Origin of the sequence: Pseudoalteromonas luteoviolacea, from assembly GCF_018100925.1 — a bacterium.
Taxonomy (GTDB): domain Bacteria; phylum Pseudomonadota; class Gammaproteobacteria; order Enterobacterales; family Alteromonadaceae; genus Pseudoalteromonas; species Pseudoalteromonas obscura.
On record NZ_JAGJEH010000002.1, the window covers coordinates 615,778 to 638,938 of the forward strand.

The following is a 23,161-nucleotide window of genomic DNA, read 5'->3' on the forward strand; positions in this document are numbered from 1 at the left end:
CTCCTTAAACTGCAATCGGTGTTGTGGGCTTTTTGTACTTATCAGATATGATTTCACCGTCAAATACCTCTATGACTCGTTGGGTACGAGCTGCACAAGCAGGGTCATGCGTAACCATACAAATGGTCGCCCCCTCGGAGTTGAGTTCTTCAAGTAAGTGCATCACTGATTCTGCATTTTTCGAATCTAGGTTACCTGTAGGTTCATCGGCCAAAATTATGGCAGGTTGACCTGCAATTGCGCGCGCTACGGCAACTCGTTGTTGTTGACCCCCTGACAATTGAGAAGGAAAATGGCTCGCTCTATGTGCCATATCTACCTTTTCTAAGGATGTGCGGACTAGCTCTTGGCGCTCTGATTTGGATAAATCCGTGCGGTACGTCAAAGGGAGCTCTACATTTTCAGCAACAGTCAAATCACTAATTAAATTAAATGACTGGAAAATAAAGCCAATCTCTTTATTGCGAATGCGTGCTCTTTCATTTGGGTCAATGTCAGATGCATCATGGCCCGCTAATTGATACTGCCCTGAAGTTGGTTTGTCGAGCAGTCCAAGCAGTGAGAGTAGGGTAGATTTACCACATCCAGAAGGGCCAGTAATTGAAACAAAATCTCCCTGATACACAGTAAGACTAACATTGCTTAGGGCGTTAGTTTGCACGTCATCTGTGCAAAATACTTTGTTTAAGTTTTTTAGTTCAACCAAGGCACTGAGGCATTTTATATTGTTGTGCATGTCTGACTCCTAATTTATTTGAATTTGTTGATGTTGTTGCCATGCTGATGCATCTGACACAATGATGTTTTGTCCTTCGTCTAAGCCTTGCTCAACTTGAATATAGTGAGTCGACATATGGCCAAATTTTACTGGCTGAACAGTGGCGAGCTTGCCTTCACTGTCGATGCGATATACGCTTGCTTGGCTGAAGCTATTGGCAAACATTGGACGTTTAACAAATAGGGTGTTTGGGATTGTGTGAATGGAGATAATGCCGTCCACTGTAAGTTCAGGGCGCACTTCTTTTGGCAGTTGCCCTTGCAATTCTACGTCGATCTGTACAGAACCATTCATAACGGTAGGGTCGATACGCTGTACTTTTCCTTGGATCTTGCTGACTCGGGTATCGAGTAATACATCTTGGCCGACTACCACATCTTTAATTTGTTTTTCTGGGACCATGAGTTCTGCGATATATAAGTCTGAACGGGCTAACAGCGCTAAATTGCTGCCAGCTCGAACCTCCTGGCCAAGTTCCATTGGTATCGCTTGTACTATGCTGTCCATGCTGGCAGTGACTTTTAAGCTGGCAACTTGATGCTCGATACGTGCGACGCTTCTTCGCATCATATTGAGGCGTGCATTACTGGCATCAATTTGTGCGGTGAGGTTTTGCTTGCGCTTATCAAGGCGTTGTTGCTCCAACTTCCAACGCTGTTGATATTGGGTTACATTCATTTTGACTTCTTCAAAGTCAATTTTAGAAATTGCATCAAACCCTTTATCTAGTAGCTCTTTTTGAGCATTTAATGTTAGCTGACTACGCTCATAATTAAGGTGTTCATTGATCACTGCGATTTCTTGATCAAGTAGTTCCGACTCTAAAGACACACGTTGTGCACTCATTTCAGACTCAAGCGCCTGCAGTTCCCATTTTGCTTCTACAAGCTGTTGCTCTAGTTCGGGGTTACTCAATTCAAAAAGCAGCTCTCCTTTTTTTACCACTGCGCCTGCTTTTTTTAGTATGCGGTCTACTCGTCCGGGTACGTTGGTTGCAATCCAGCGAATATCTTTGGGGGCCAGTACACCTGTTCCACGCACTGTGATGTTTAAATCGCCACGCTCTACTGTGCCAATAAGCAGACTGTTTCTGTCGACTAAATAGGATCCATTGCCTGAGGAGAAGAGCAGTACCATGCCTACGATTGCTGCGGCGCATAAGGTGCCCGCAATCAGCACTTTCGAATCTCGATTTTTTGTCTTTTTTCTCACTATATCCATAATTAATTCAGAGTCTTACCTTTGATGCCTGATATTGTTACTAGACTTGTTGATGGCGATAAATATAGCGGGGAACTTAGCGTTGAAATAGGCATGATAAGTAAACATTGCAGGCTAGAAAGTTTACAAAAGTTTGCATTTATATTTTTGATAAAATTGGTACACTGCCGATGCGGCGTTGAATTTAATCGGTTTTTTTTAATGACAAATGAGTGACAACCCCATATTCAACATTGATTTTTACATCCACAAAAGGACATGGTTTGAGCACGAAACCCAAACTACTTATCGTAGAAGATGAGCCAAGTATATTAAGAGGTTTAACGGACCTATTTGTATTTCATGGATATGAAGTGACAAGCGCTATAGATGGCAAAGAAGGCTTAGAAATGGGATTAACCGGTGACTATACCTGTATCCTTTTAGATGTCATGTTACCTTCAATGAATGGCTTTGATATTTGCAATGCCTTGAGAGTGCACTCGCGCACCCAGCCTATTATGATGTTGACCGCCAAAAATACGGAAGCTGACATCATTAACGCGCTGACGCTTGGCGCAGACGACTATGTAGCAAAACCGTTTTCAACTTCTGAGCTAGTTTTGAGAGTCAATGCCTTAGTTAGGCGCTCTGGTTGGACAGAACAAGGAGATATGCTTAAGCTGAGCGCTGAAGTATCAATTTGTTTGCAATCTCTAACCGGTAAATCATATCGCCAAGATGTTAAATACACACGTCGAGAGGCACAAATATTGGCGTATTTGCAGCGTAAGGGCGGACTCGTATCACGTGATGATTTACTCAAGGATGTTTGGGGATATAAGGATACAAGAGATATAGATACGCGAACGGTTGATATTCATATTGCCAAAATTAGAAAAAAAATAGAGGCTGATCCGAAATCTCCCAAGCATTTGCTCACCCATCGTGGTGAAGGATACCAATTGTACATATTATAAGAATAAAAATGGTGTTTTTTAAAAATAAACGCTTACTCAACTACGCACAGCGTATAAAGCGCTTACGTATATCGGCAATACTGCTGCTATTGCTTTTGCTCGTACCTTTGTCTGTTTTGTTGTATTTCAGCTATCAACAATCTCAACAAAATCGATTAGTTGAGTATGAAAAAGAGGCAAGCAATCTAGCAAGGGTCATAAATAGAAAGCTTTTTCGAAAATTGAGTGTTAGTAATCAGATCCCTGCTGATGCATTCAACTATTACCGCTACATTTACAACCCACTGACTAAACAAACTCAGCAAATGTTGTCGCCACTTGCTCAGCTGAATAGTGAACAGACCATACGAGGCTTAGTCGGTTATTTTCAGATAGACGGACAGGGCAACTTTAACTCGCCTATTTGGCCCTATGCAATCACATCGAATATCGAGGATACTGGCCAGCAGAATCACACGCTTGAAATGATCACACGGCGCGAAATCGCTACATCCGTTTACCAAATGGTTAATCATTCGAAAACGGTCAAACAGATGCTGATTCATGGGTTCAGTGTCAAAAATAGCCAATTTAATATTAGTTTTGACTTACCAGAATACCTTATTTTCTATCGTGTAGTGGAGGTGATTGATCAGCCTGTTTTGCAAGGCTACCTGGTCAAACGAGCGCCTTATTTGCATCAACAGATTGCAGATGTACTAGAGCTACGAAGTTTTGATATTCCTATGTTGGTTACATTAAAGGAAGTCGAAAAATCAGTAGCTGATACTTACTTCCTATATTCGCCTTCAACCGAGGAGGAGCCGGATATTAGTCAACCACGAGATGTGGATGTGCGCTATAAGCAACAGTTTATATTTGAAACGAATTTGCATTGGCCATATCGTAATTACAAAGTGGTCCTGTCGAGTGCGCCGCTACCGATTGCACAATCTATGATATATAGCTTAATTTTCAATGCTGTCATGTTTTTAGCGATTGTGTCTGCATGTTATGGTTTCTATCGCTTTAGTGTTAAGCAGCTGGCGCTAGGAGAAGAAAAGGTCAACTTTATTTCCGCAGTCAGTCACGAACTTAAAACACCATTGACCTCGATAAAAATGTACTCTGAAATGCTCAAGTCTGGGATGGTTGCCTCTGAGCAACACAAAGATGAGTACTATGATTTTATTTGTGATGAAAGTGAACGTCTTGCCCGTCTAATTGATAACATTTTGCAGTTGTCTGCATTTGAGCGTCAACAGCAAAAGGTGGCGCCTGAATATACGCCTTTGACGGTTTTGCAAGATATTATTCGCTCGAAAACGGCTTCGCTGACTGAAAATCACCGCTTTGAGCAAGTGCATATTATGGAATTGGCACACTATGAGCACGCCCAAGCTTATATCGAGGTGGATGCATTTACCCAAATCGTTATCAATATAACTGACAATGCGGTTAAGTTTTTCGAATCAGCTGGTATTGACGATCCAGCTAGAAGAAAGATTGAGTTTACTTTTCGTAAACATCCCACACATAAGGGAATGGTGCAATTGGAGATCCGAGACTACGGAAATGGCATCAGTAAAGCGCAAGAGGAAAAAATCTTTGAGTTGTTTTATCGAGGAAGCAGTGAGTTAACGCGAAACTCGAAGGGAACCGGTATTGGTTTAGCTTTAGTGCGTGAGCTGGTATTAGCGCAACAAGGCGAGATCCAAGTGCAAGCTCGGCACCCCGGGCTTGCAATGTTGGTCTCATTTCCGATGAGGTAAATACACTTTCAAAGCGACCGAACTATGTGAATTTACCCGAGTCCCTGTAACAGGGTGTAATGGTTTTATATCAAGCCCCAACCCACAATAAAAACATTAAATGTGTACAAAAAGGAATGTATGACAATGTTTTTAACAGCGAGTCAAAAAGATAACATCCAGACGATAGTTGGTTGCGATAGTGTGTTTTTTCCTTCTGCCGATCTAAATAATCAAGAAGATCAATACAATCAATCTCGTAAAGTATTCAATCGAAAATTCGACTTTGTGCCAAGTGCGGTTGTGCAAGTTACTAACACAGTACAAGTTGCTCATTTGGTTGCCTATGCAGAGCAAGAAGGTATTGGCTTTACGGTTAAATCAGGTGGTCATGACCATGAAGGAGAGTGTGTTTCAACTGCCAAAGTATTAATTGATTTTTGTCGCATGAATGAGGTTAACGTTTTTGAGAATAAAAAGTTTGTTAGCATACAACCAGGAGCAAAGTTCAAAAAAATTAAAACGGAGTTGGATAAGAGCCACTTAGGGATTCCGCACGGAACCTGTCAGACCGTTGCTATTGCAGGTTACACCATGGGGGGAGGCTGGGGGCCTTGGACTCGAAAATATGGGATGGGGTGTGAGCACCTTGTTGGCGCGACTATGGTACTTGGAGATGGGACGATTGCCTTCCTCGGTCAAAGTTCAACCGTCCATCGCGAAAAAATAACCAAAAATGGATTAAAAGTAATATTTAACGACGACTTAAACAGCCCATTACTTCGTGCTCTGAGAGGCGGAGGCGGCCTTAGTTATGGAATTGTCACTGAGTTCATTTTCGAGCCCTTTGAGTTACCAGATATTGCGCAAAGTTTTGTGATCAAAAAGAGCGATATCCCCGCATTTGATAACCTCAAAGCAACAGATGTGATAGCAGCTTGGGAGTCGTTGACCAGTGCAGGGAAAAACCCGAATTTGATTGGCACTAATTTGAAGGTCAATGCAAAAGGGGTTGCCTGTGAGTCTGAGATTACCCCGAATGCGGTATTGGATTGGCAATTGAATGGACATTTTGGCGGTACTTCAGAAGAGCTTGAGCGCATGTTGAAGCAGTGGGGCGGTGATATTATCGGCTTGATTCAGCAAGATCCAACGCTATCCGATGACGCCAAGAAACAGCAAATCGATGATTTAACCAAGGAGCTGACCCAGTTTTATAATAAAGTGTGCTCCAACAGTGTCCTTTATAGCAGAAGCGCCAATACATCTGGGTATACATTGAGCTTTGAAGCGTGGGATAGAGAATTAAACGGCATAGAGTTAGAAACTGATGAGCCCGCACCGCATAAAATTACCTCTCGTATGCCGACTCGGGATTGGGGGCATCAAAGCCGAATTGCTTTAGTTAAATCACTCCAGTCGACATTACTATACCGGGATAAAGAGGATACCAATATCTCGGCATACATCACACTTGGCGCTATAAGTGGGGAATATTATGGTAGTAAACCTGCTGATGCCGCATTGCATAAAATAAGGTGCACATTCCCGTATCAAGACCGGCCATTTACAATTCAATACCAAGCTTGGTGGGACCAGCCTGAGAAAGATCATCCTGTTGAAAAAGAAATCATGACGCGCTTTTATGAGAATAGAGCACAAGATTGGATAGAATCATGCCGAAGCTATGACATTCCACATACCAAAGGGTCTTTTATTAGTTTTAAAGATGCAGCGGTTGAAACAAAGGATTATTTTGGTGACAGTTACAATGAATTAATCGATACCAAGTGCCACTATAGCAAAGATGCTAAGTGCCTATTTAGAAGCCGTAAAACGATTATTTAATTCGCTCTAGTGAGCTAACCAAGTTGGAATAACCCTAGCTTTATTTACTGGTTGGGGTTATTAAAACCTGTTGAGTAAAAGCGTTTTCAATGAAAATGTTAGCGATAAAAAACGCAGTTAATGATTTTTCCTGATGGCGACGTTTTATTCTAAAACGCCCCTTTCAAATATAGCACTAGTAAGAATCTTAGTGTTCATTTGATGATGGATATAAGGAGTTCTGCGTGTACTTGCCCAGATAGAGCGCCAATTGTGAGGTGCTTTATATACTTTGCCATGACACCTATCTGGCAGTTGTGAACATTTTTATATCTGTTTATGCAATGCTTGATGTTTAGTTTAATCCCAGATAAATTCGCTACAGAAGCATGTTTCGGTCAAGAAGTAAGGATAAAAATGGAAAAACTATTCTCATATGGCACATTACAATTAGAACAGGTTCAAATTGAAACATTTGGTCGCATACTCACAGGTCACAAAGACAAACTGATAGGTCATGTTCTCAGCGAAGTTAAAATTAACGATGCTGAAGTGATAAAAACCAGTGGTAAAGATATACACCCAATTTTGAAATATACCGGGAATGACACCGATATTGTAGATGGTACTGTGTTTGATATAACGCCTTCAGAACTGTCCCAGGCCGATGAGTACGAAGTAGATGAATATGTACGTGTAGCGGGCCAGTTTCAGTCGGGAATGCAAGCGTGGGCTTATGTGTGTGCAGCAACAGAGTCTGCAAGAGCATAACGTAGGGCAACGGTTAAAAGAGGCTGTATCTTGGCGTTTATATTAAAGGTTGGAATTGCGAGTTGCCTATTATGGTTAGTGGGGTGCTCTGATAGTCCACAACACGCTGATCCTGATTTTAAGCCGAAGAATAGTACCCCTCGCTTTGTAGAGCATAACAGTCCGGTTGTGTTTATCGATCAAGCACATCATAACTTTTTAACTCTTAATGGGCGTTATAAACCTTTTGCGCGAGTACTAGAAAGTGACGGCTATACAGTCCAACCTAATCGCCACACATTATCCTTAGCAAGCTTGAGTAATATTGATGTTTTAGTTATTGCCAATGCGCTCGATAGAAAGAGAAGTGATTTTCGACCGCCATATAGCCAAGCTTTTACTAATGGCGAAATCGCTGATATAAAAACTTGGGTAAGCAAAGGAGGGGCTTTATTCTTGGTCGCAGATCATGCGCCGTTTCCAAAAGTCATCGAAAACCTTGCCGAGGCATTTGGATTTGAATTCTCAAATGGTCATGTAGGCGACGCTGTTTTTAATAGGCAGCAAGGAACCCTGGCTGCGCATCCTATAACCGAAGCGCCGTTGAAGGTGACGGCCAATATTTACGGTGTAGCGATACATGATGCCATGCATGCTAAGGCGACAGAAAGTTATATTGACCAAATTCGCTCCTTTGGTGGTTCGGCTTTTAAACCGCCCAGCGAAGCGCTCTCGTTGCTTTCCATGAAAGCCGGGAGCGTCTCTATAGTACCAAGCGTGCCATTTGAGGTTAATGCGAATACCAAACGAATTATCATCGACGGCTGGAGCCAAGGTGCTGTGATGGAACTTGGGCGAGGTCGAGTCGCTGTGTTTGCAGAGGGCATGATGTTTTCGTCACAAATAGATAGAAAAACAGGGAAAAAGCTTGGACTAACCTCACAAGGTGCTGAGCAGAACGAGCGCTTTTTATTGAATGTGATGGCGTGGTTGGTTAAAGAACTTTAGCTTATGGTGTTTGTGTTATTTGGTTGCTATTTTATCTATTTATTGCTGGGCCATAGCAACTGAGAGCCGCGGTAGCGCTCATTTTGTTTTGTAAATGTATAGATGATAAGACCTGCCTTAGCATCTAATGAACCAGGACTCCAAATGATAAAAGCGTTTGATTGCCCACCTAAATATTTATACTGATAAGGCTCTCCCCATGGATCGAGTGGTATAGTGTCTATCATTTTTGGCGTTGTTTGGGTGAGTATATTGAGCGCTTTAATTTCACTGATATCTTTTTTTTCTAGCTTTTCATACTGCGTTATGGCCTGACCCAATTGCTGAATATCTAGTTTTGTTATGTCGCCACGAGAAGAGGGAGAGTAAAAAGGTTTAGGCAAAAAAAGTGATATGGCAAATGCAATTGTCAGTAATGCCACAATAAAAGTAAAAAATTTCTTCAACTTTATACATCCGCAAATGGTTTGAGTTTAAAGCTAGACTCAAAATAATTGGCCTTTAGTTGGTTCCATCAGAGTAGCAGTGTAACGTCCATCGCGTTTTTCAAAGGCATACATGATCAACCCAGAATCTGAATCAATAGATCCCGAGCTCCAAATAATAAAGGTAGCTGACCTACCACCTAAATATTTATACCCATATTGCTGACCCCATGGATCATCTGGCAATGCGTACAGTATTGCTGGAGTGCTCTGCTTAAGTTGAGAGATATCTTTGAGCGTTTTGATATTTTTACCGAGGATGCTTTCATATAACTCGATAGCCTGACCCAATTGCATAATATCTGACTCGACTTTATTAATTGTGCAAGAGCCACAATAAAGGGCCTGTGGCACTAAGGTCGATAGGAAAAAAGCATTAGTAGAAACCCTATCAAATAGACCAAGCACCTCTTCAGTATCCCATTCCTTTGCATTTTAGACTCCACACATGTTGCTGTAGCAAGCAGTAACTTACTGCTTTGATATGAATCTAGAATTAATCAAAGTGTGGGATAAGTAATCATCAGGCTAACATGTCATCGTCGTGCCACAGTTTACAAAGCATACTGGGCCCGCCACTTAGTTGGTGTGGTGCCTAGTTGCTTTTTGAACTCAATATAAAAAGAACTCTTGTTGTTAAAACCGCTATCGAGTGCAATTTGAGTGATATTGTCTCGGGACGTTGTCTGCTTTAAGAGTTGGCAGGCAAAGCTGATACGATATTCATTGAGTAGAGCGTAAAAGCTTTTATTCATATGCTCATTGAGTAATTCAGAAGTTTGATGCTGGCTGAGTCCCAGTAGTTCAGCCAGTTGTTTTAGTGTCAATTGGTTATCTAGGAAAATGTGCTCCTGTTCAAGCAAACGCTTTAGATCATGACGACAGCTTTGAACAAGTGACGGACTAAGCTGAAGTTGTTTTTTTGTCGATTCAACTTCCTGCACTTGAATATATTGTGTTTGCTGAATGCGATATGCGGCGGCAAAGGAGAATGTCAGCAGGTAGAGACATACGGTAATGTTTAAACTGAGCCACAAAGGATAAAGCCATACAGAGCTGCTTAAATACGCAACAGCGACCCCTCCGTTTAGGCTCACCACAAATACCACCCAAGTGAATAGCCACTTATTTTGTTTGAGTAGTGTGGCACTTTTTGTTGAACGACTTTGCCACATTGCCGTCACGTAACTGAACATTAGACCAAAATAAATGGTGTGCATTAACTGGGCTTGGGTGTGAATACCAACCACTTTAACGATAAGGAAAATTGAAAATGGCACACAGTGAAGTAATACGGTAGCAAGCTTTGGTTTGGCGTCGAAGCGATAAAATAAAAAGCACAAACCGCAAAATAGTAACATACAGTTGTTGGCTATTTGCGAGATTAATACCGAGTGGATATTAAATTTGAGTTGAATGTAGCTGGTGAAAGGGATCAGCATCAAAACCAAGTTGGCTGATGTTAAAAAGTACATGCCTTTATCAAAGCTTTGTTCGTACCTTAGCATCATACCAACACAAAATAGGGCGATTAAGCACGATACGAGATAAAACTCCTGTTGCAGTTCAAGCCACATAATTAAAATTATCCTTGGTCAGGTTGTGCCATCAAACATAGCAAGCAGTCAATTTAGCTAAATTGACAACTGTAATCATCTGATACATATCGATATTAATTCAAAAAACTCCTATTTTATCAAGATGGAATAAATTGCTGAGCAAAGCTTTAAGACTAAAAAGGTGATAAATACAACGACTAGGAGTCATCATGAAATCTCTTCAAGCAAGTTTAATCTTATTGGGGTCGAGTGTTCTGAGCTTTAACGGCAATGCACAAGTGCTAACTGAGATGCAGGTCGAGCAAGTAAAACAAAACGTATTAACTTATATGAGCAGTTGGAATTTACAGCACGGGGAAGATCGAGTCAGTAATCTGGAGCGTGCCATTAATCCCGGCTTTCGTTACCAAGATCCGACAACAGCCGGGTACTTGGTTGGCGGTGCGCAAAATGTCAGCAATTGGATCGGTGGATTTCAAGGGCAAATGCGCGACTTTGGACTCTGGCCTGTGGATGCAACTTTGGTGTCGAATATTGAAATTCATGGTAGCGTTGAAAATACGCATATAAGATTCAATTGGCATATTTCCGCGTTTGACGGTGCGGTGACCGTGGCTGAAGGTGTGGACTATGGTACTGCATCAAACTTAAAGTTGGACTCAATCACTGGCTTTTTTGGGCCGTTAATACCACTTTGTAAGGCCCCGGATTGGCAATCTGGCAGTACTTATTTAAGAGATGAGCAGGTGTCTTTTGAACGGGCGATTTACAAAGCGAGTTGGTGGACTCAAGCATCTCCAGTCCAAGATCCTGATGCGTGGGTTAAGCTAACTGACTGTAGCGAAACCCCCTAACTATTAGCAATCGTCTCAGAGCGGCTGGTTAAGGCTGCTCTTTTTAGTGTTCAGAAATATTTGAAACTTTATATCTTGGCGCTAAGATAAGAATGTATCTTGGTACAGAAATAAAGGAATATTTTATGGACAACAAGCATTATATCGTCGACCGCACCCTCCATTGGTTTGCTGCTTTTTTGATTTTATTTATTTTGATGAATATGAGTGCGCAAATTCATACCATCGACTACCAAATTAAAGGCCAAGAATTACATCGTCAGGAGTCAATTCAAACTCATGCATTGATGGCATTAGGTGTATTTACTTTGGTTTTGACCCGGCTAATTTGGGAAAAGCTATTTAGCGGAAAATTGACAAGACAGTCAATACAAAGCCGTGCGCACGCAATTTTGGTAAAAATAGTACATGGGGGTTTTTATTTAATTTTATCAGGGCTGGTGGTTACCGGAGTTGGTATGGCAATAAATGCTGAAGTAGTTATTTATTTGTTCGGCGTGCAATTCTCAGATGCGGTCAGTCGAGATGGTCATTTTTATGCCAGTATGCTCGATATACATTTAATGTTGATAGACACTTTGTGGTGGGTGATCGCCGCTCATTTTGCAGGGGTTTTGTACGCTCGTCGGTAGCGATTCGCATGGGGTGGAAGACCCACCCCGTGTATCTTAGCTTAATACGTCTTGAAGCGCGGCGATTAACAATGCGACATTTTGCTCGTTGGCAGTCGAGCCCATTAGGCCGATACGCCATGTTTTGCCTGCAAGCTGGCCCAGTCCAGCACCAATCTCAAGGTTGTATTTGCTTAGTAAAGCTGTACGCACGGTGTTGTCATCTATTCCGTTAGGGATCAAGACGGAATTCAGTTGTGGTAAACGGTGGGGCTCATCAACTAAAAACTCAATGTTGAGCTTTTCAAGGCCAGATTTTAGTGCGAGGTGTAAATTGTGATGTCGCTGCCAAGCATTTTCTAGCCCTTCTTGTTTCAACATGAGTAAGGATTCGTGCAGTGCATACAATGAATTGATAGGGGCTGTGTGGTGGTAGCTACGCTTACCTTCGCCTGACCAGTAGTTCATCACTAAAGATTGATCTAAAAACCAGCTTTGTACTTTGCTTTTGCGTGACTTCAAGACTTCTACTGCTTTGTCACTAAAACTGATGGGTGAGATCCCTGGGACACATGACAAGCATTTTTGCGAGCCGGAATATATCGCATCAATTCCCCACTCATCTACTTTTAGTTCGCTACCGCCGAGAGATGTCACTGCATCAACAATGCTAAGGGCATTGTATTTCTTTGCCAATTGGCACAAGGTTTTTGCATCGCTGCGCGCACCAGTGGAAGTTTCTGCATGAACAAATGCCAGTGCTTTTACTGTGGGGTTGGCTTTAAATGCATCTTCAACTTTGTCAAGCGTCACAGGATCGCCCCATTTATCCTCTACGATAATAGCCTGAGCACCAACTCGTTCTATGTTTTCTTTGAGTCGTGTACCGAATACACCATTAATACACACAATGACTTTGTCATTGGGTTCTATAAGGTTCACAACACAGGCTTCCATACCCGCCGACCCCGGTGCAGACAACGCAATGGTAAATGTGTTTTCTGTGTTAAACGCATATTGTAAAAGTTGTTTAATTTCATCCATCAAGCCAATGAATTGAGGATCTAAATGGCCTATGGTTGGTCTAGAGAGCGCCCCTAAAACACGAGGCGAGACATTAGAAGGTCCTGGTCCCATTAGGATACGTGGGGTTGGGTTAAATGATTCAAACATAAAAATTCCCGTTTTTAGTGTGTTAGTTATGCTCGTTGTTGTGGACTTAACAAAACTGGCCGAAATTTCTGGCTTAATTGTGTGACCTAGATGCTTTTAAATCCAGTGGTGAGATCAAGAGTTAATACTTCTTTGCTCGATTACTTTACTTATCAGAGAGCTGTGCTTTTAACCAGTTTATAAATATCAATTGTTGTCTGGTGTACTGAACTTCATTCAAAGGCACATAGTAACCAAGTTGTGTGCCGACAGGGCGATATGACGCTTTGGTTAAAACATTCTTTTCTATTAAGCCTTTAACAAGGCTATATGAAGCGAAAACTAGCCCACTACCTGCGATTGCTTCTTGAATGCAATACAATTCCTGATCAAAGTACACAACCTCAAATAAATTTGCATCTAGGTCATTGTAGGCTAACCAAGCCTGCCACGGAGCGGAGGGCAGTTGCGTGTTTTTCCACTTTGGAATAAACATGGTGGTTTTTTTCTGGGTGTTCAGTCTTGCAAGACACGCTTGATTGCCATAGGCATTAAAATTCTCAATTGAAAGCAACTGGCTCTGTTTAATTTGGCTTGTATCTCCAAAGCGAACGGCAATCGCTTGAGAGTCATGCACTAGGTGCTCACCAGTTGCTACAGAAACTTCAAGGTTCGGGTATTCTTTATTAAACCCTCGCAATGCAGGGATCAACATTTGAGCGGCAAAGGATGACGTAGTGTGAATTTGAATGACTTTGCCTTGTTCAACCAACTGATTGACTGCGCGTTCAATGGTGCCAAACCCTGTATGGGTTGCCTGAGCCAAAAGAAAACCAGCTTTGGTAGGGGTTATTTCACGGGTTTTGCGAATAAACAAATCAATACCAAGACGCACTTCTAAGTTTTTAATGTGGTGAGACACCGCTGTCGGCGTGATATTTAGCTCCTGAGCAGCAAGTTTAAAGCTGTTGTGCCGCGCTGCAGCTTCAAAGACCCTTAACGCCTGCATTGATACATTCAACATGGCTACTTCCTCAATAAAGTTTGTACAATTATACATGAGTAAAACTTACTTATAAAAAGGATCTTTTCATTTGTCGTGGCGGCGCATAAATCACACAATTCTCACCAATGAAACACACTAAAAAGGTTACCTCCATGTTCAAACTACTTCATATAGATTCAAGCATTAGAAAACGTCAAAACAACAACCCTCAGCATGATTCAATTTCAAAAAGGCTCGCTCATAGCTTTGTTGAAAATATGAAAGAAAGCTCATCTGTGTCTCAATACATATACAGGGATGTAGGTATGAATCCGCCACCGTTCACGGATCAAGACTGGTTAGGTGCAGTGTTTACCCCCATAGATAAAAGAAGTACGCAGCAATGCCAAAAGCTCGCCATCTCAGACACCTTGATCGCTGAAGTGAAAGAAGCGGATATTATCGTAATTTCAACACCAATGTATAACTATGGCATGCCCGCACAGCTTAAAGCTTGGTTTGATCAAATTGTGAGGGTCAATGAAACATTTAGTTTTGATCTCGCTCGGGGGAATTTCCCACTAGAGCCCATATTGTCAGGGAAAACCTTAGTACTTATCACATCATGTGGCGAGTTTGGCTTTGAAGTTGGCGGGGTGAGAGAGCATATGAATCACTTGGCACCCCATATTAAGACCCTGTCTAAGTATATTGGCTGTGAACGGATATTTGAAATCGCATCTGAGTATCAAGAGTTTGCAGATCTACGACATCAAAGTTCGCTAGAAGCTGCGTTTGTAGAAACGCGAAAACTTGCAAAGCGTCTTATTTAATAGCACATTCCTTAGCCATAAACGTGTCATTCACAATTATGGCTTTTTCCACTTTAGTTCGCGCCATCATTATCTTTTTCCATCCATTTTTACTTTACTATTTATTATCGTCAGCAGTGTCTTTATTATCTTATTGTTGTTTCAATATTAATTAAGCCAAAAGGAGTGTTATTTGGTGCGACCAGCTAACCACCCATCCGTTATTGAACTCAGTAAAGCCTATTTTGAGCACCACAACCAGCCTTTAGAAATGCTACCAAACTGGCACTTTTGTGATAATGAGGCTGATGCTAACGACTGCCTCGATCTGGTGCTTGCGGGAGTGAAAAAAGCAACGTCTCCTTCTCTTTGGTGGTACAAAGTCAACGATATTGCATTACCACAAGTCGGTGATTTAAATATTGTCACAGACTGGCATGGTTATGCTCACTGTATTGTCAAAACAACCAAAGTAACCATAGTCCCCTTTAACCTTATTGATGATACCTATGCCGCTTTGGAAGGGGAGGGGGACAAGTCGCTGGCGTATTGGCGACAGGTTCATTGGGCGTATTACCAAAGAGAATTGGCTGAAACAAAGTACACGCCGGCTCACGATATGCCTATTGTATGCGAAGAGTTTGAAGTAGTTTTTACTTTGGAGGATAAATGATTGACGCTGTGATATTTGATATGGACGGTACCTTAATAGATTCTGAACCGATGTGGCAGGCCGCGGAAAAGCTGGTTTTTGGCAGTCTTGGCGTAGATGTACGCGATGAGCTAGCGGCTAGAACTGCGTCCATGACAACCATACAAGCTGCTGAATTTTGGTATCAACATGCACCTTGGGAAGGGCCGAGTACGTCACAAGTCGCTGACCAAGTCGTTTTACGTGTCGCTGAATTAATTGTTCTTCAAGGAGAGGCTTTGGCTGGTGTTCATCATGCGTTATCGTTGCTGCGAGCGAAAAAACTTAAGATAGGTTTAGCAACTAACGCACCCATGACGCTGATACCTGTGGTGTTCGACAAGCTGGATATAGGTCATTATTTTACGACTTATTGTTCATCTGATAATGAAATGGCAGGCAAACCTTCTCCAGATGTTTATTTGACTGCGGCGAAGGAAATGGGCGTTTTACCTGAACGATGTTTAGCTGTTGAAGACTCCGTAACAGGCATGAAAGCAGCGCAAGCGGCAAATATGCGCACGCTTGTGGTTCCACAAAAGTCACAGTTCAATAATGTCAAATTTGATAAGGCCGATATGAAACTTGAAAGCTTGCTCGCGTTAACAGAGTCGCACTTAGCATTAAACGAGTAGGTATGCTCGGCCAATATGCGTCAAAACACAGCAAAATAAGTTGCTTAACTTTGCGTTTATTGAAAGCAGTGACTAGCATCAAGCTTGGTAAGCAAATAAATTACAGCGGAAAGGAAGGCAATGAAGATTTTAGTTGTAGATGATACGTACTTTATGAGGGAGCTTATCTGTGAGAGTTTGCAAGAACAAGGGTTTAAAGAGCTGACGCAGGCGAGTAATGGCGAAGAAGCTCTGAATGCGCTGTCGAACAAACACTACGATCTCATTGTTACCGATTGGAATATGCCGAAAATAAATGGTGTTGAGCTGATTAAAAAGATGAAACTTAACCCAGCACTTCGCCACACCAAAATTATTATGCTAACAGGTGACACAACCCCTGAAAAAATCTTAGAAATGAAAGAGCTAGGTGTCAATGGCTACATTTCAAAACCATTCACTCCAGAGTTACTTACTGAATTAGTTATAAAATTATCTTAGATTTTTCAGATGCTTACTTACCTTATCTAACGTACTTTTTTAACTTGTTCTCTTGCCTTATTCTATTTAATAGAAATGCAGTTACTTTAAGGAGATGAGATGCAAGATATAGAGCAAAAACAAACGCAGATCCTAACAATGCTCGAAAAAGGGGTTACCGAACAAGACTTTGAACGCATTGCAGAAGACACCCTAATAGAAAACCTAAACAGCCCGTCTGATGACTTACAACTACTTAGCCTACATCTAATTCATGATTATTTAAGTCGCGCTAGTGACCGCGATAGAGCGCAAATAAAGATAGAAAATCTATATTGGTTAACTGCTAACGAGCATACGCGTGCGAATGAGACGCTTGGTCAGTTAATTGCGGCAGAAAAGTTGAACTTAGGCCATAAATTAGGTGTTGCAGAAACAACAGGCAACTCAGCTCTTCCTCGTGTGTTTAATATGGCAAATAGTCGTAGTAAAAAGGCGATATTAATCCATGGTACTTGGGCAAACGGTAATGCTTGGTATCAAAGAGGTGGGGATTTTTACAATTACCTGACCAACAACCATTTTGATGTCATGCCTTTTCATTGGAGTGGGGCGAATCAGCATGCAGATAGGGTAATGGCTGCGGTGAATTTACGTGCTTTGATAGAAAACGGTCAAAATAGTCATGTATTCAAAAAAGATTCTGCTGGTTTTTATGATGTTGAAATTTATGCCCATAGCCATGGTGGCAATGTCGCACTAAAAGCATTGAGATTAGGGTTAAAGGTATCGAAAGTTGTTTTAATGGGTACCCCGGTTAGGTATCAGTACATGCCGTTATTACGCAATGTGTCAAATGGGGTATTTAATGTGTTTTCGTTAGGAGATAAAGTCCAAATTGTTGGTGCGATGGGAAGTAAGCGCGGTGGTCGTGCAATTAGTGACAGTGAAAAAGGTGTTAACTATCTAGCTGAAGAGAATCAATCAAACCGAGCGCCAGGGCACTCAGATCTCCATGACAGTGGTGTGTGGGCAAAAAATGGTTTAGGCGATATTATGCATCAATAAAGGCGGTAATTTACCACCCAATATACCTTTAAACACTTGAAAAAAAGATAAAAGGTAGCGACTATAAGCGCACTTTTTCTACTAACCTGAAATGGAAATTATCATGACAAAAGTATTGCACACAGAATCTGCACCAGCGGCAATTGGCCCCTATGTCCAAGGTGTTGACTTAGGAAACATGGTACTGACCTCTGGTCAGATCCCAGTTAATCCTGTTACAGGCGATGTTCCAGAAGCCATTGCTGATCAAGCGAGGCAATCACTTGAGAATGTGAAAGCAGTTGTTGAGTCTTCAGGTCTAACCGTTGCTGATATTGTAAAATTGACTGTATTTGTAAAAGACTTGAATGACTTTGGCACTGTAAATGAAGTTTACGGCAAATTTTTCGACGAGCATAACGTAGCAAATTACCCTGCGCGTTCATGTGTCGAAGTTGCGCGTTTACCAAAAGATGTCAACATTGAAATTGAAGCGATTGCGGTACGTAAGTAACGAGAGAGCAAAAAGACATTAAAGGAGCTTATGCTCCTTTTTTAATTCTAAAGACGTAAATGTATTATCCAATTGCAATTACCCCCTCTACCTATCAATGATCAAGGAGTTGTACGATGATTGAAAGAAAGCGAGGCCTATATGAAGGCCGTAATAAATCATCAGCCTATAAAGACTTAGTTTGGACGGTTGCAACGTCGTTTGATACTCAAGCTGACTTGGCACAGCAAACAAGACACACGCTCAATACAATCCAAAAAAATCTAAATGAGCTGGGCTCAGATAAAGCCCGAATAGTTTCTGCTCAAGTGTATATTGCAAACATGGCAGACAAGCCAATAATGGATGAAGTTTGGAAAGAGTGGCTTGGCCCAAACCCCGATCATTGGCCTCAGCGAGCCTGCCTTGGTGTTGACCTTGAAGGTGACGTGTTGATCGAGGTGACAGTGACCGCAGTTCGGTGCAATCCACTTTAATATACCCATCAATAACCTAATATCGGGAATCTTTATGATTGAGCTGGTGGCGTCAGAAGTAGAACATATCGATACATTTATAGAGATGGAGCAAGAAAGCGACACGGAACACTTTATCATTCCATATACAAGGTCACAGCATTTAGCACAAATGCGCCAAACGCACACATTGTACTTGTCTATTTTTTGTGAAGGTAGATTGTCCGGTTTTTTTATCCTAGTTAAAGCGCTTACTGGAGATGTGGAATTTCGACGTGTTGTCATCGCAAAAAAACACCGAGGGATCGGCCAGCAAGCGATTAAGGAGATGGCCCTTTATTGTAAAGTGCACTTAGGAGCTAAGAGAATATGGCTAGATGTGTTTGCGACTAACTCACGTGGTATACACGTATATCGTAAACTTGGTTACCATCAATTTGGTGTGTCGCAACACCGAGGTAAGCAACTAATTTTAATGGAAAAACATATATAAAGCTCCTCAATTTCAAAGATAAGAGCTGTCTAGGGTTCTACAGAGCCCAATTGGCTCTATTCGTCTTGATCTAATGTAGCTTGCAGCAACGACTCCGTTTGTATCGCGATGTCTTTCATTTTTATCGCGTATTGCTCCAGTGCTTTTTGCTCAGGAGTTTGCGCAATAAATTTAGAAACGGGAATAGGGTAGCCAGCTTGATCCATAGCAATAAAACTAATGATACAGTGATTGGTTTCGACCATGTGTTGTTTTTGTGGATCGCCACACCTTACCTGTATAAATATTTGCATACTGGTTTTTCCGGTATGGGCAATTTTCGCTGATACTTCAACAATTTGACCAACTAAAATAGGACGATGAAAACGCACACCAGCAACTGAAACCGTGACGCAATAGGCGCCACTCCAGCCGGCAGCACAGGCATACCCAGCTTGATCGATCCATTTCATTACGACACCGCCGTGGACTTTTCCGCCAAAATTGACGTCGGTTGGTTCAGCTAAAAACCTGAAAATCACTTCTGATTGATTGGCCATACGCGCCTCATCGTTTATCGAGTATGAGGTAAGTATAGAAAAAAAGGGGCGTTTCGCCCCTTGCAATTTGAGATATGTAAATAATTGGTTGGGTTATTACATATTCGGGTAGTTGGGTCCACCAGCGCCTTCTGGTGTCACCCAAGTAATATTTTGGCTAGGATCTTTGATATCACAGGTTTTACAGTGAATACAGTTTTGTGCATTAATCACAAATTGCTTTTCACCTGCTTCATTTTCGTTTATCTCGTAAACACCAGCAGGGCAGTAACGCTGTGCGGGTTCCGCATATTGCTCTAAATTAACCGAAATTGGTATGCTGGCGTCTTTGAGTTGCAAATGGCAGGGTTGAACTTCTTCATGGTTGGTATTTGATAAAAAGACCGAAGAAAGCTTATCAAAGCTGAGCTTGCCATCCGGTTTCGGATAGTCGATTTTAGTCGCGTCTTTGGCCAGTCTTAGGGACTCGTAATCTTTGCTAATATCTTTGATTGTGAAAGGTAATGCACCAGAGAAGAAATTTTGGTCAATCATGTTGTAGGCGCCACCTAAGTAGCGACCAAGCTTGTGCATGGCTGGACCAAAATTTCGAGATTGATAAAGCTCTTCGTGCAGCCAACTCGCCTTAAACTTGTCGTCGAAACTTTGTAAGTCAGCTGCCGCGTCCTCTTTTGAGAGCGCTTCAATGATAGTATCGGCGCCGATCATGCCGGACTTCATTGCTGTGTGGTTTCCTTTGATTTTGGCAAAGTTCAAGGTGCCTGCATCGCAGCCAATCAACAAACCGCCAGGAAAGTGCATTTTAGGCAATGCGTGTAATCCACCTTTTGCGATTGCGCGTGCACCGTATGAAATACGTTCACCGCCTTCTAGGGTTTGTTTAAACACTGGATGATGTTTCATGCGCTGAAATTCATCAAATGGGCTTAAATATGGGTTTTTGTAGTTCAAATCGATGATCAGACCAACCACAACTTGGTTATTTTCGGCGTGGTACATAAATGAGCCGCCATGGGTTTCATTATCAAGTGGCCACCCAGTGCCGTGAACCACAGTACCTTCTTTGTGCTTCTCTGGGTCGATTTGCCAAATTTCTTTAAAACCAATGCCGTAGTGCTGTGGTGTGGCGTCTTTATCTAGCTCAAACTCTTTGATCAATTGTTTACCTAAGTGGCCGCGGCAACCTTCAGCAAACACTGTGTATTTAGCCCGCAGCTCCATACCCGGCATATAGGTATCTTTTGGCTGACCATCTCTGTCTAAGCCCATATCGCCTGTGACAATACCTTTAACTTCGTTTTCTTCAATGATCAGTGAATGAGCACTAAAGCCGGGGAAAATCTCTACCCCAAGCGCTTCTGCTTGCTCAGCTAACCAACGACAGACGTTGCCCATAGAAACGATGTAATTACCTTCGTTTTTAAAGGTTTTTGGCACCACCATATGTGGTAGGTTTGTTGCGTTTTGCTCATCTTTAAACAGGTAGATTTCATCTTCTGTTACTTTTGTTGTAAGAGGTGCGCCTTTTTGCGCCCAATCTGGAATGAGTTCATCTAATGCTTTGGTCTCGAAAACGGCACCGGACAAAATATGTGCACCCACTTCTGAGCCTTTTTCTACCACACAGATCATGAGTTCTTGTTCTTTTTGCTGTGCTTGTTGAGCGAGTCGAATAGCGCATGATAAGCCTGCAGGGCCCGCACCCACTATGACGACATCAAATTCCATGGTTTCACGTTCGACCATTTTTACCTCGTATACATTGACGGTAGATTAACTTAAACTCGAGTTAAGTTCTTTTTACGTTAAGCTAAGGTTATTTTAGGTTGACGTTTACGTCAACAGGAAGTAGGCTGGTTTCATTAAATTGTTTTATTGACGTACGCGTCAGCTACACAAATAACCAGATGATGGAGTAACCATGAAAGTACTTGTACCAATCAAACGCGTGATTGACTACAACGTCAAAGCGAGAGTCAAGGCAGATAACAGCAATGTTGATCTTACCAATGTTAAGATGGCCATGAACCCGTTTTGCGAAATCGCAGTAGAAGAAGCGATTAGATTAAAAGAAGCAGGCAGTGCAACTGAAGTAATCGCCGTATCTATCGGTGATAAAGCTTGTCAAGAACAGCTGCGCACGGCATTGGCACTTGGTGCTGACAAGGCGATCCACATCGAAACAGATGCAACTTTAGAGTCGCTACATGTTGCAAAATTACTGGCTAAATTAGTAGAGCAAGAAAACCCTGAGTTAGTCATTTTAGGTAAACAATCTATTGATGCTGATAATAACCAAACAGGCCAAATGCTTGGTGCGTTGACGAAGCGAGGCCAAGGAACATTTGCATCTAAGTTGGTAATAGAAGGTGGCAATGCCATCGTGACGCGTGAGGTAGATGGCGGTCTGCAAACTGTGTCTTTAGCATTACCGGCGATTGTCACAACTGACTTACGCTTAAACGAACCTCGTTACGCGACACTGCCGAACATAATGAAGGCGAAGCGCAAACCGCTTGATGTCATCGCAGCAGATTCACTCGGCGTTGACTTAGCGCCACGTGTTGAGCTTGTTAGAGTTGATGAGCCGGCTAAGCGAGAAGCTGGTGTTGTCGTAGAGAGCGTTGAAGAGCTAGTAACTAAACTTAAGACAGAAGCAAAGGTGATCTCATGAGCGTATTAGTCATTGCAGAACATGAAAATGGTGTTTTAAAGCCTGAAACTGCGAAAGTGATCTCGGCAGCTGTCAAAATTGGCGGTGAGGTTGATGTATTAGTTGCGGGTAGCAGTGTTGCTGCGGCTGCAGACGCTGTTGCTGGTATTGCAGGCGTTACATCAGTTAAGTTGGTTGATAATGCAAACTTTGAACATCAATTGGCAGAAAATACAGCAGATCTAGTCGTTGAGTTAGCTGCGGGCTACAGCCATATTCTTGCCAGTGCATCGACAACGGGTAAAAATATTTTACCGCGTGTTGCTGCACTTTTAGACAAGTCACAAATTTCTGAAATTGTTGATGTAGTTGATGCTGATACTTTTAAGCGTCCAATATACGCGGGCAATGCAATTGCAACTGTAAAATCGTTAGAGTCACAAAAAGTGATCACGGTACGTGCCAGTGCGTTTGATGCAGCGGGTGAGCAAGCTCCAGTGTCTGTTGAGACGTTATCAAATGGAGCTGCTAATAGCCTAAGTAGCTTTGTTGGTGTTGAGCAAACAGAATCAGAGCGCCCGGAGCTTACAGCAGCTCCTGTGATTATCTCTGGTGGCCGTGGTATGCAAAACGGTGACAATTTTGCGCTTCTGAATGGTATTGCAGATAAACTTGGTGCGGCAATTGGTGCATCTCGTGCGGCTGTAGATGCTGGCTTCGTACCGAATGATATGCAAGTAGGGCAGACTGGTAAGATTGTCGCACCAGATCTTTATATTGCAGTAGGTATTAGCGGAGCAATCCAACACCTTGCTGGTATGAAAGACTCTAAAATCATTGTTGCAATCAACAAAGATCCAGAGGCGCCTATTTTCCAAGTCGCTGATTATGGCTTAGTCGCCGACTTATTTGACGTATTACCTGAGCTAGAACAAGCTCTGTAA

The 23,161-nt window shown here is 42.2% G+C and carries 26 protein-coding genes; 17 read left to right on the forward strand and 9 right to left on the reverse strand.

The annotated features are described in order from the left end of the window. Positions 1 to 4: 4 nt before the first annotated feature. Positions 5 to 736: an ABC transporter ATP-binding protein gene (locus J8M00_RS05610; protein WP_211009356.1), complete on the reverse strand. Its 732-nt coding sequence runs from the start codon at positions 734 to 736 to the stop codon at positions 5 to 7. Between the two features lie 9 nt (positions 737 to 745). Then, positions 746 to 1,999, reverse strand: coding sequence for an efflux RND transporter periplasmic adaptor subunit (locus tag J8M00_RS05615; RefSeq protein WP_211009357.1), 1,254 nt, complete (start codon positions 1,997 to 1,999; stop codon positions 746 to 748). 263 nt (positions 2,000 to 2,262) lie between these two features. Between J8M00_RS05615 and J8M00_RS05620 the strand changes: the two genes are divergently transcribed. The 5 genes from J8M00_RS05620 (at position 2,263) to J8M00_RS05640 (ending at position 8,273) form a co-directional block, all read left to right on the forward strand. Beyond that, entirely contained in the window at positions 2,263 to 2,958 is a 696-nt protein-coding gene (locus tag J8M00_RS05620) for a response regulator transcription factor (RefSeq protein WP_211009358.1), read from the forward strand. Positions 2,959 to 2,966: 8 nt separating this feature from the next. Then, entirely contained in the window at positions 2,967 to 4,709 is a 1,743-nt protein-coding gene (locus J8M00_RS05625; protein ID WP_211009359.1) for a sensor histidine kinase, read from the forward strand. Positions 4,710 to 4,829: 120 nt separating this feature from the next. Next, a complete protein-coding gene (locus tag J8M00_RS05630; protein ID WP_211009360.1) occupies positions 4,830 to 6,536 on the forward strand; it encodes an FAD-binding oxidoreductase in 1,707 nt (568 codons plus the stop codon). 396 nt (positions 6,537 to 6,932) lie between these two features. Next, entirely contained in the window at positions 6,933 to 7,286 is a 354-nt protein-coding gene (locus J8M00_RS05635) for a gamma-glutamylcyclotransferase family protein (RefSeq protein WP_211009361.1), read from the forward strand. 30 nt (positions 7,287 to 7,316) lie between these two features. Then, positions 7,317 to 8,273, forward strand: coding sequence for a DUF4350 domain-containing protein (locus tag J8M00_RS05640; RefSeq protein WP_211009362.1), 957 nt, complete (start codon positions 7,317 to 7,319; stop codon positions 8,271 to 8,273). A 35-nt stretch (positions 8,274 to 8,308) separates the two neighbouring features. On the opposite strand, the gene J8M00_RS05645 is transcribed toward J8M00_RS05640, so the two are convergent. The 3 genes from J8M00_RS05645 to J8M00_RS05655 form a co-directional block, all read right to left on the reverse strand. Then, positions 8,309 to 8,719: a type II secretion system protein GspG gene (locus J8M00_RS05645; RefSeq protein WP_211009363.1), complete on the reverse strand. Its 411-nt coding sequence runs from the start codon at positions 8,717 to 8,719 to the stop codon at positions 8,309 to 8,311. A 39-nt stretch (positions 8,720 to 8,758) separates the two neighbouring features. Beyond that, entirely contained in the window at positions 8,759 to 9,166 is a 408-nt protein-coding gene (locus tag J8M00_RS05650) for a type II secretion system protein GspG (protein WP_348772543.1), read from the reverse strand. Between the two features lie 146 nt (positions 9,167 to 9,312). After that, the gene (locus J8M00_RS05655; protein ID WP_211009365.1) at positions 9,313 to 10,335 is read right to left on the reverse strand and encodes a helix-turn-helix domain-containing protein; all 1,023 of its coding nucleotides are present in this window, start codon (positions 10,333 to 10,335) and stop codon (positions 9,313 to 9,315) included. Positions 10,336 to 10,526: 191 nt separating this feature from the next. On the opposite strand from J8M00_RS05655, the gene J8M00_RS05660 reads away from it, so the two are divergent. Further along, entirely contained in the window at positions 10,527 to 11,171 is a 645-nt protein-coding gene (locus J8M00_RS05660) for a hypothetical protein (RefSeq protein WP_211009366.1), read from the forward strand. 125 nt (positions 11,172 to 11,296) lie between these two features. Continuing rightward, positions 11,297 to 11,803, forward strand: a complete 507-nt coding sequence (locus J8M00_RS05665) for a cytochrome b/b6 domain-containing protein (RefSeq protein ID WP_211009367.1) — start codon at positions 11,297 to 11,299, stop codon at positions 11,801 to 11,803. Positions 11,804 to 11,839: 36 nt separating this feature from the next. Here the strand turns inward: J8M00_RS05665 and J8M00_RS05670 are convergent, their stop codons facing one another. Further along, positions 11,840 to 12,955 carry a pyridoxal-phosphate-dependent aminotransferase family protein gene (locus J8M00_RS05670; protein ID WP_211009368.1) on the reverse strand — a complete coding sequence of 372 codons (1,116 nt, stop codon included), beginning with the start codon at positions 12,953 to 12,955 and terminating at the stop codon, positions 11,840 to 11,842. Between the two features lie 145 nt (positions 12,956 to 13,100). Continuing rightward, the gene (locus J8M00_RS05675; RefSeq protein WP_211009369.1) at positions 13,101 to 13,958 is read right to left on the reverse strand and encodes a LysR family transcriptional regulator; all 858 of its coding nucleotides are present in this window, start codon (positions 13,956 to 13,958) and stop codon (positions 13,101 to 13,103) included. Positions 13,959 to 14,092: 134 nt separating this feature from the next. Here J8M00_RS05675 and J8M00_RS05680 point away from each other — a divergent pair, with 134 nt between their 5' ends. From J8M00_RS05680 to J8M00_RS05715, 8 genes are all read left to right on the forward strand, one after another. Further along, entirely contained in the window at positions 14,093 to 14,752 is a 660-nt protein-coding gene (locus J8M00_RS05680) for an FMN-dependent NADH-azoreductase (protein WP_211009370.1), read from the forward strand. A gap of 175 nt (positions 14,753 to 14,927) precedes the next feature. Continuing rightward, on the forward strand, positions 14,928 to 15,404 hold the full coding sequence (locus J8M00_RS05685; protein WP_211009371.1) for an ASCH domain-containing protein: 477 nt from the start codon (positions 14,928 to 14,930) through the stop codon (positions 15,402 to 15,404). After that, a complete protein-coding gene (hxpB, locus tag J8M00_RS05690) occupies positions 15,401 to 16,057 on the forward strand; it encodes a hexitol phosphatase HxpB (RefSeq protein ID WP_211009372.1) in 657 nt (218 codons plus the stop codon). The genes J8M00_RS05685 and hxpB overlap by 4 nt, the downstream gene beginning before the upstream one ends. Positions 16,058 to 16,177: 120 nt before the next feature. Next, entirely contained in the window at positions 16,178 to 16,537 is a 360-nt protein-coding gene (locus J8M00_RS05695; protein ID WP_211009373.1) for a response regulator, read from the forward strand. A gap of 99 nt (positions 16,538 to 16,636) precedes the next feature. Then, positions 16,637 to 17,584 (forward strand): esterase/lipase family protein, encoded by a 948-nt coding sequence (locus J8M00_RS05700; RefSeq protein WP_211009374.1) that lies wholly within the window; start codon positions 16,637 to 16,639, stop codon positions 17,582 to 17,584. Positions 17,585 to 17,687: 103 nt separating this feature from the next. Continuing rightward, the gene (locus J8M00_RS05705) at positions 17,688 to 18,077 is read left to right on the forward strand and encodes a RidA family protein (protein WP_211009375.1); all 390 of its coding nucleotides are present in this window, start codon (positions 17,688 to 17,690) and stop codon (positions 18,075 to 18,077) included. Between the two features lie 116 nt (positions 18,078 to 18,193). Further along, positions 18,194 to 18,553, forward strand: coding sequence for a RidA family protein (locus tag J8M00_RS05710; RefSeq protein WP_211009376.1), 360 nt, complete (start codon positions 18,194 to 18,196; stop codon positions 18,551 to 18,553). A gap of 34 nt (positions 18,554 to 18,587) precedes the next feature. Further along, positions 18,588 to 19,025, forward strand: a complete 438-nt coding sequence (locus J8M00_RS05715) for a GNAT family N-acetyltransferase (RefSeq protein ID WP_211009377.1) — start codon at positions 18,588 to 18,590, stop codon at positions 19,023 to 19,025. A 56-nt stretch (positions 19,026 to 19,081) separates the two neighbouring features. On the opposite strand, the gene J8M00_RS05720 is transcribed toward J8M00_RS05715, so the two are convergent. Together J8M00_RS05720 and J8M00_RS05725 are read right to left on the reverse strand one after the other, a co-directional pair. Next, on the reverse strand, positions 19,082 to 19,564 hold the full coding sequence (locus J8M00_RS05720; protein ID WP_211009378.1) for an acyl-CoA thioesterase: 483 nt from the start codon (positions 19,562 to 19,564) through the stop codon (positions 19,082 to 19,084). A gap of 96 nt (positions 19,565 to 19,660) precedes the next feature. Further along, on the reverse strand, positions 19,661 to 21,310 hold the full coding sequence (locus tag J8M00_RS05725) for an electron transfer flavoprotein-ubiquinone oxidoreductase (protein ID WP_211009379.1): 1,650 nt from the start codon (positions 21,308 to 21,310) through the stop codon (positions 19,661 to 19,663). Positions 21,311 to 21,485: 175 nt separating this feature from the next. Between J8M00_RS05725 and J8M00_RS05730 the strand changes: the two genes are divergently transcribed. Together J8M00_RS05730 and J8M00_RS05735 are read left to right on the forward strand one after the other, a co-directional pair. Then, the gene (locus J8M00_RS05730; RefSeq protein ID WP_211009380.1) at positions 21,486 to 22,238 is read left to right on the forward strand and encodes an electron transfer flavoprotein subunit beta/FixA family protein; all 753 of its coding nucleotides are present in this window, start codon (positions 21,486 to 21,488) and stop codon (positions 22,236 to 22,238) included. After that, positions 22,235 to 23,161, forward strand: coding sequence for an electron transfer flavoprotein subunit alpha/FixB family protein (locus tag J8M00_RS05735; RefSeq protein WP_211009381.1), 927 nt, complete (start codon positions 22,235 to 22,237; stop codon positions 23,159 to 23,161). The genes J8M00_RS05730 and J8M00_RS05735 overlap by 4 nt, the downstream gene beginning before the upstream one ends.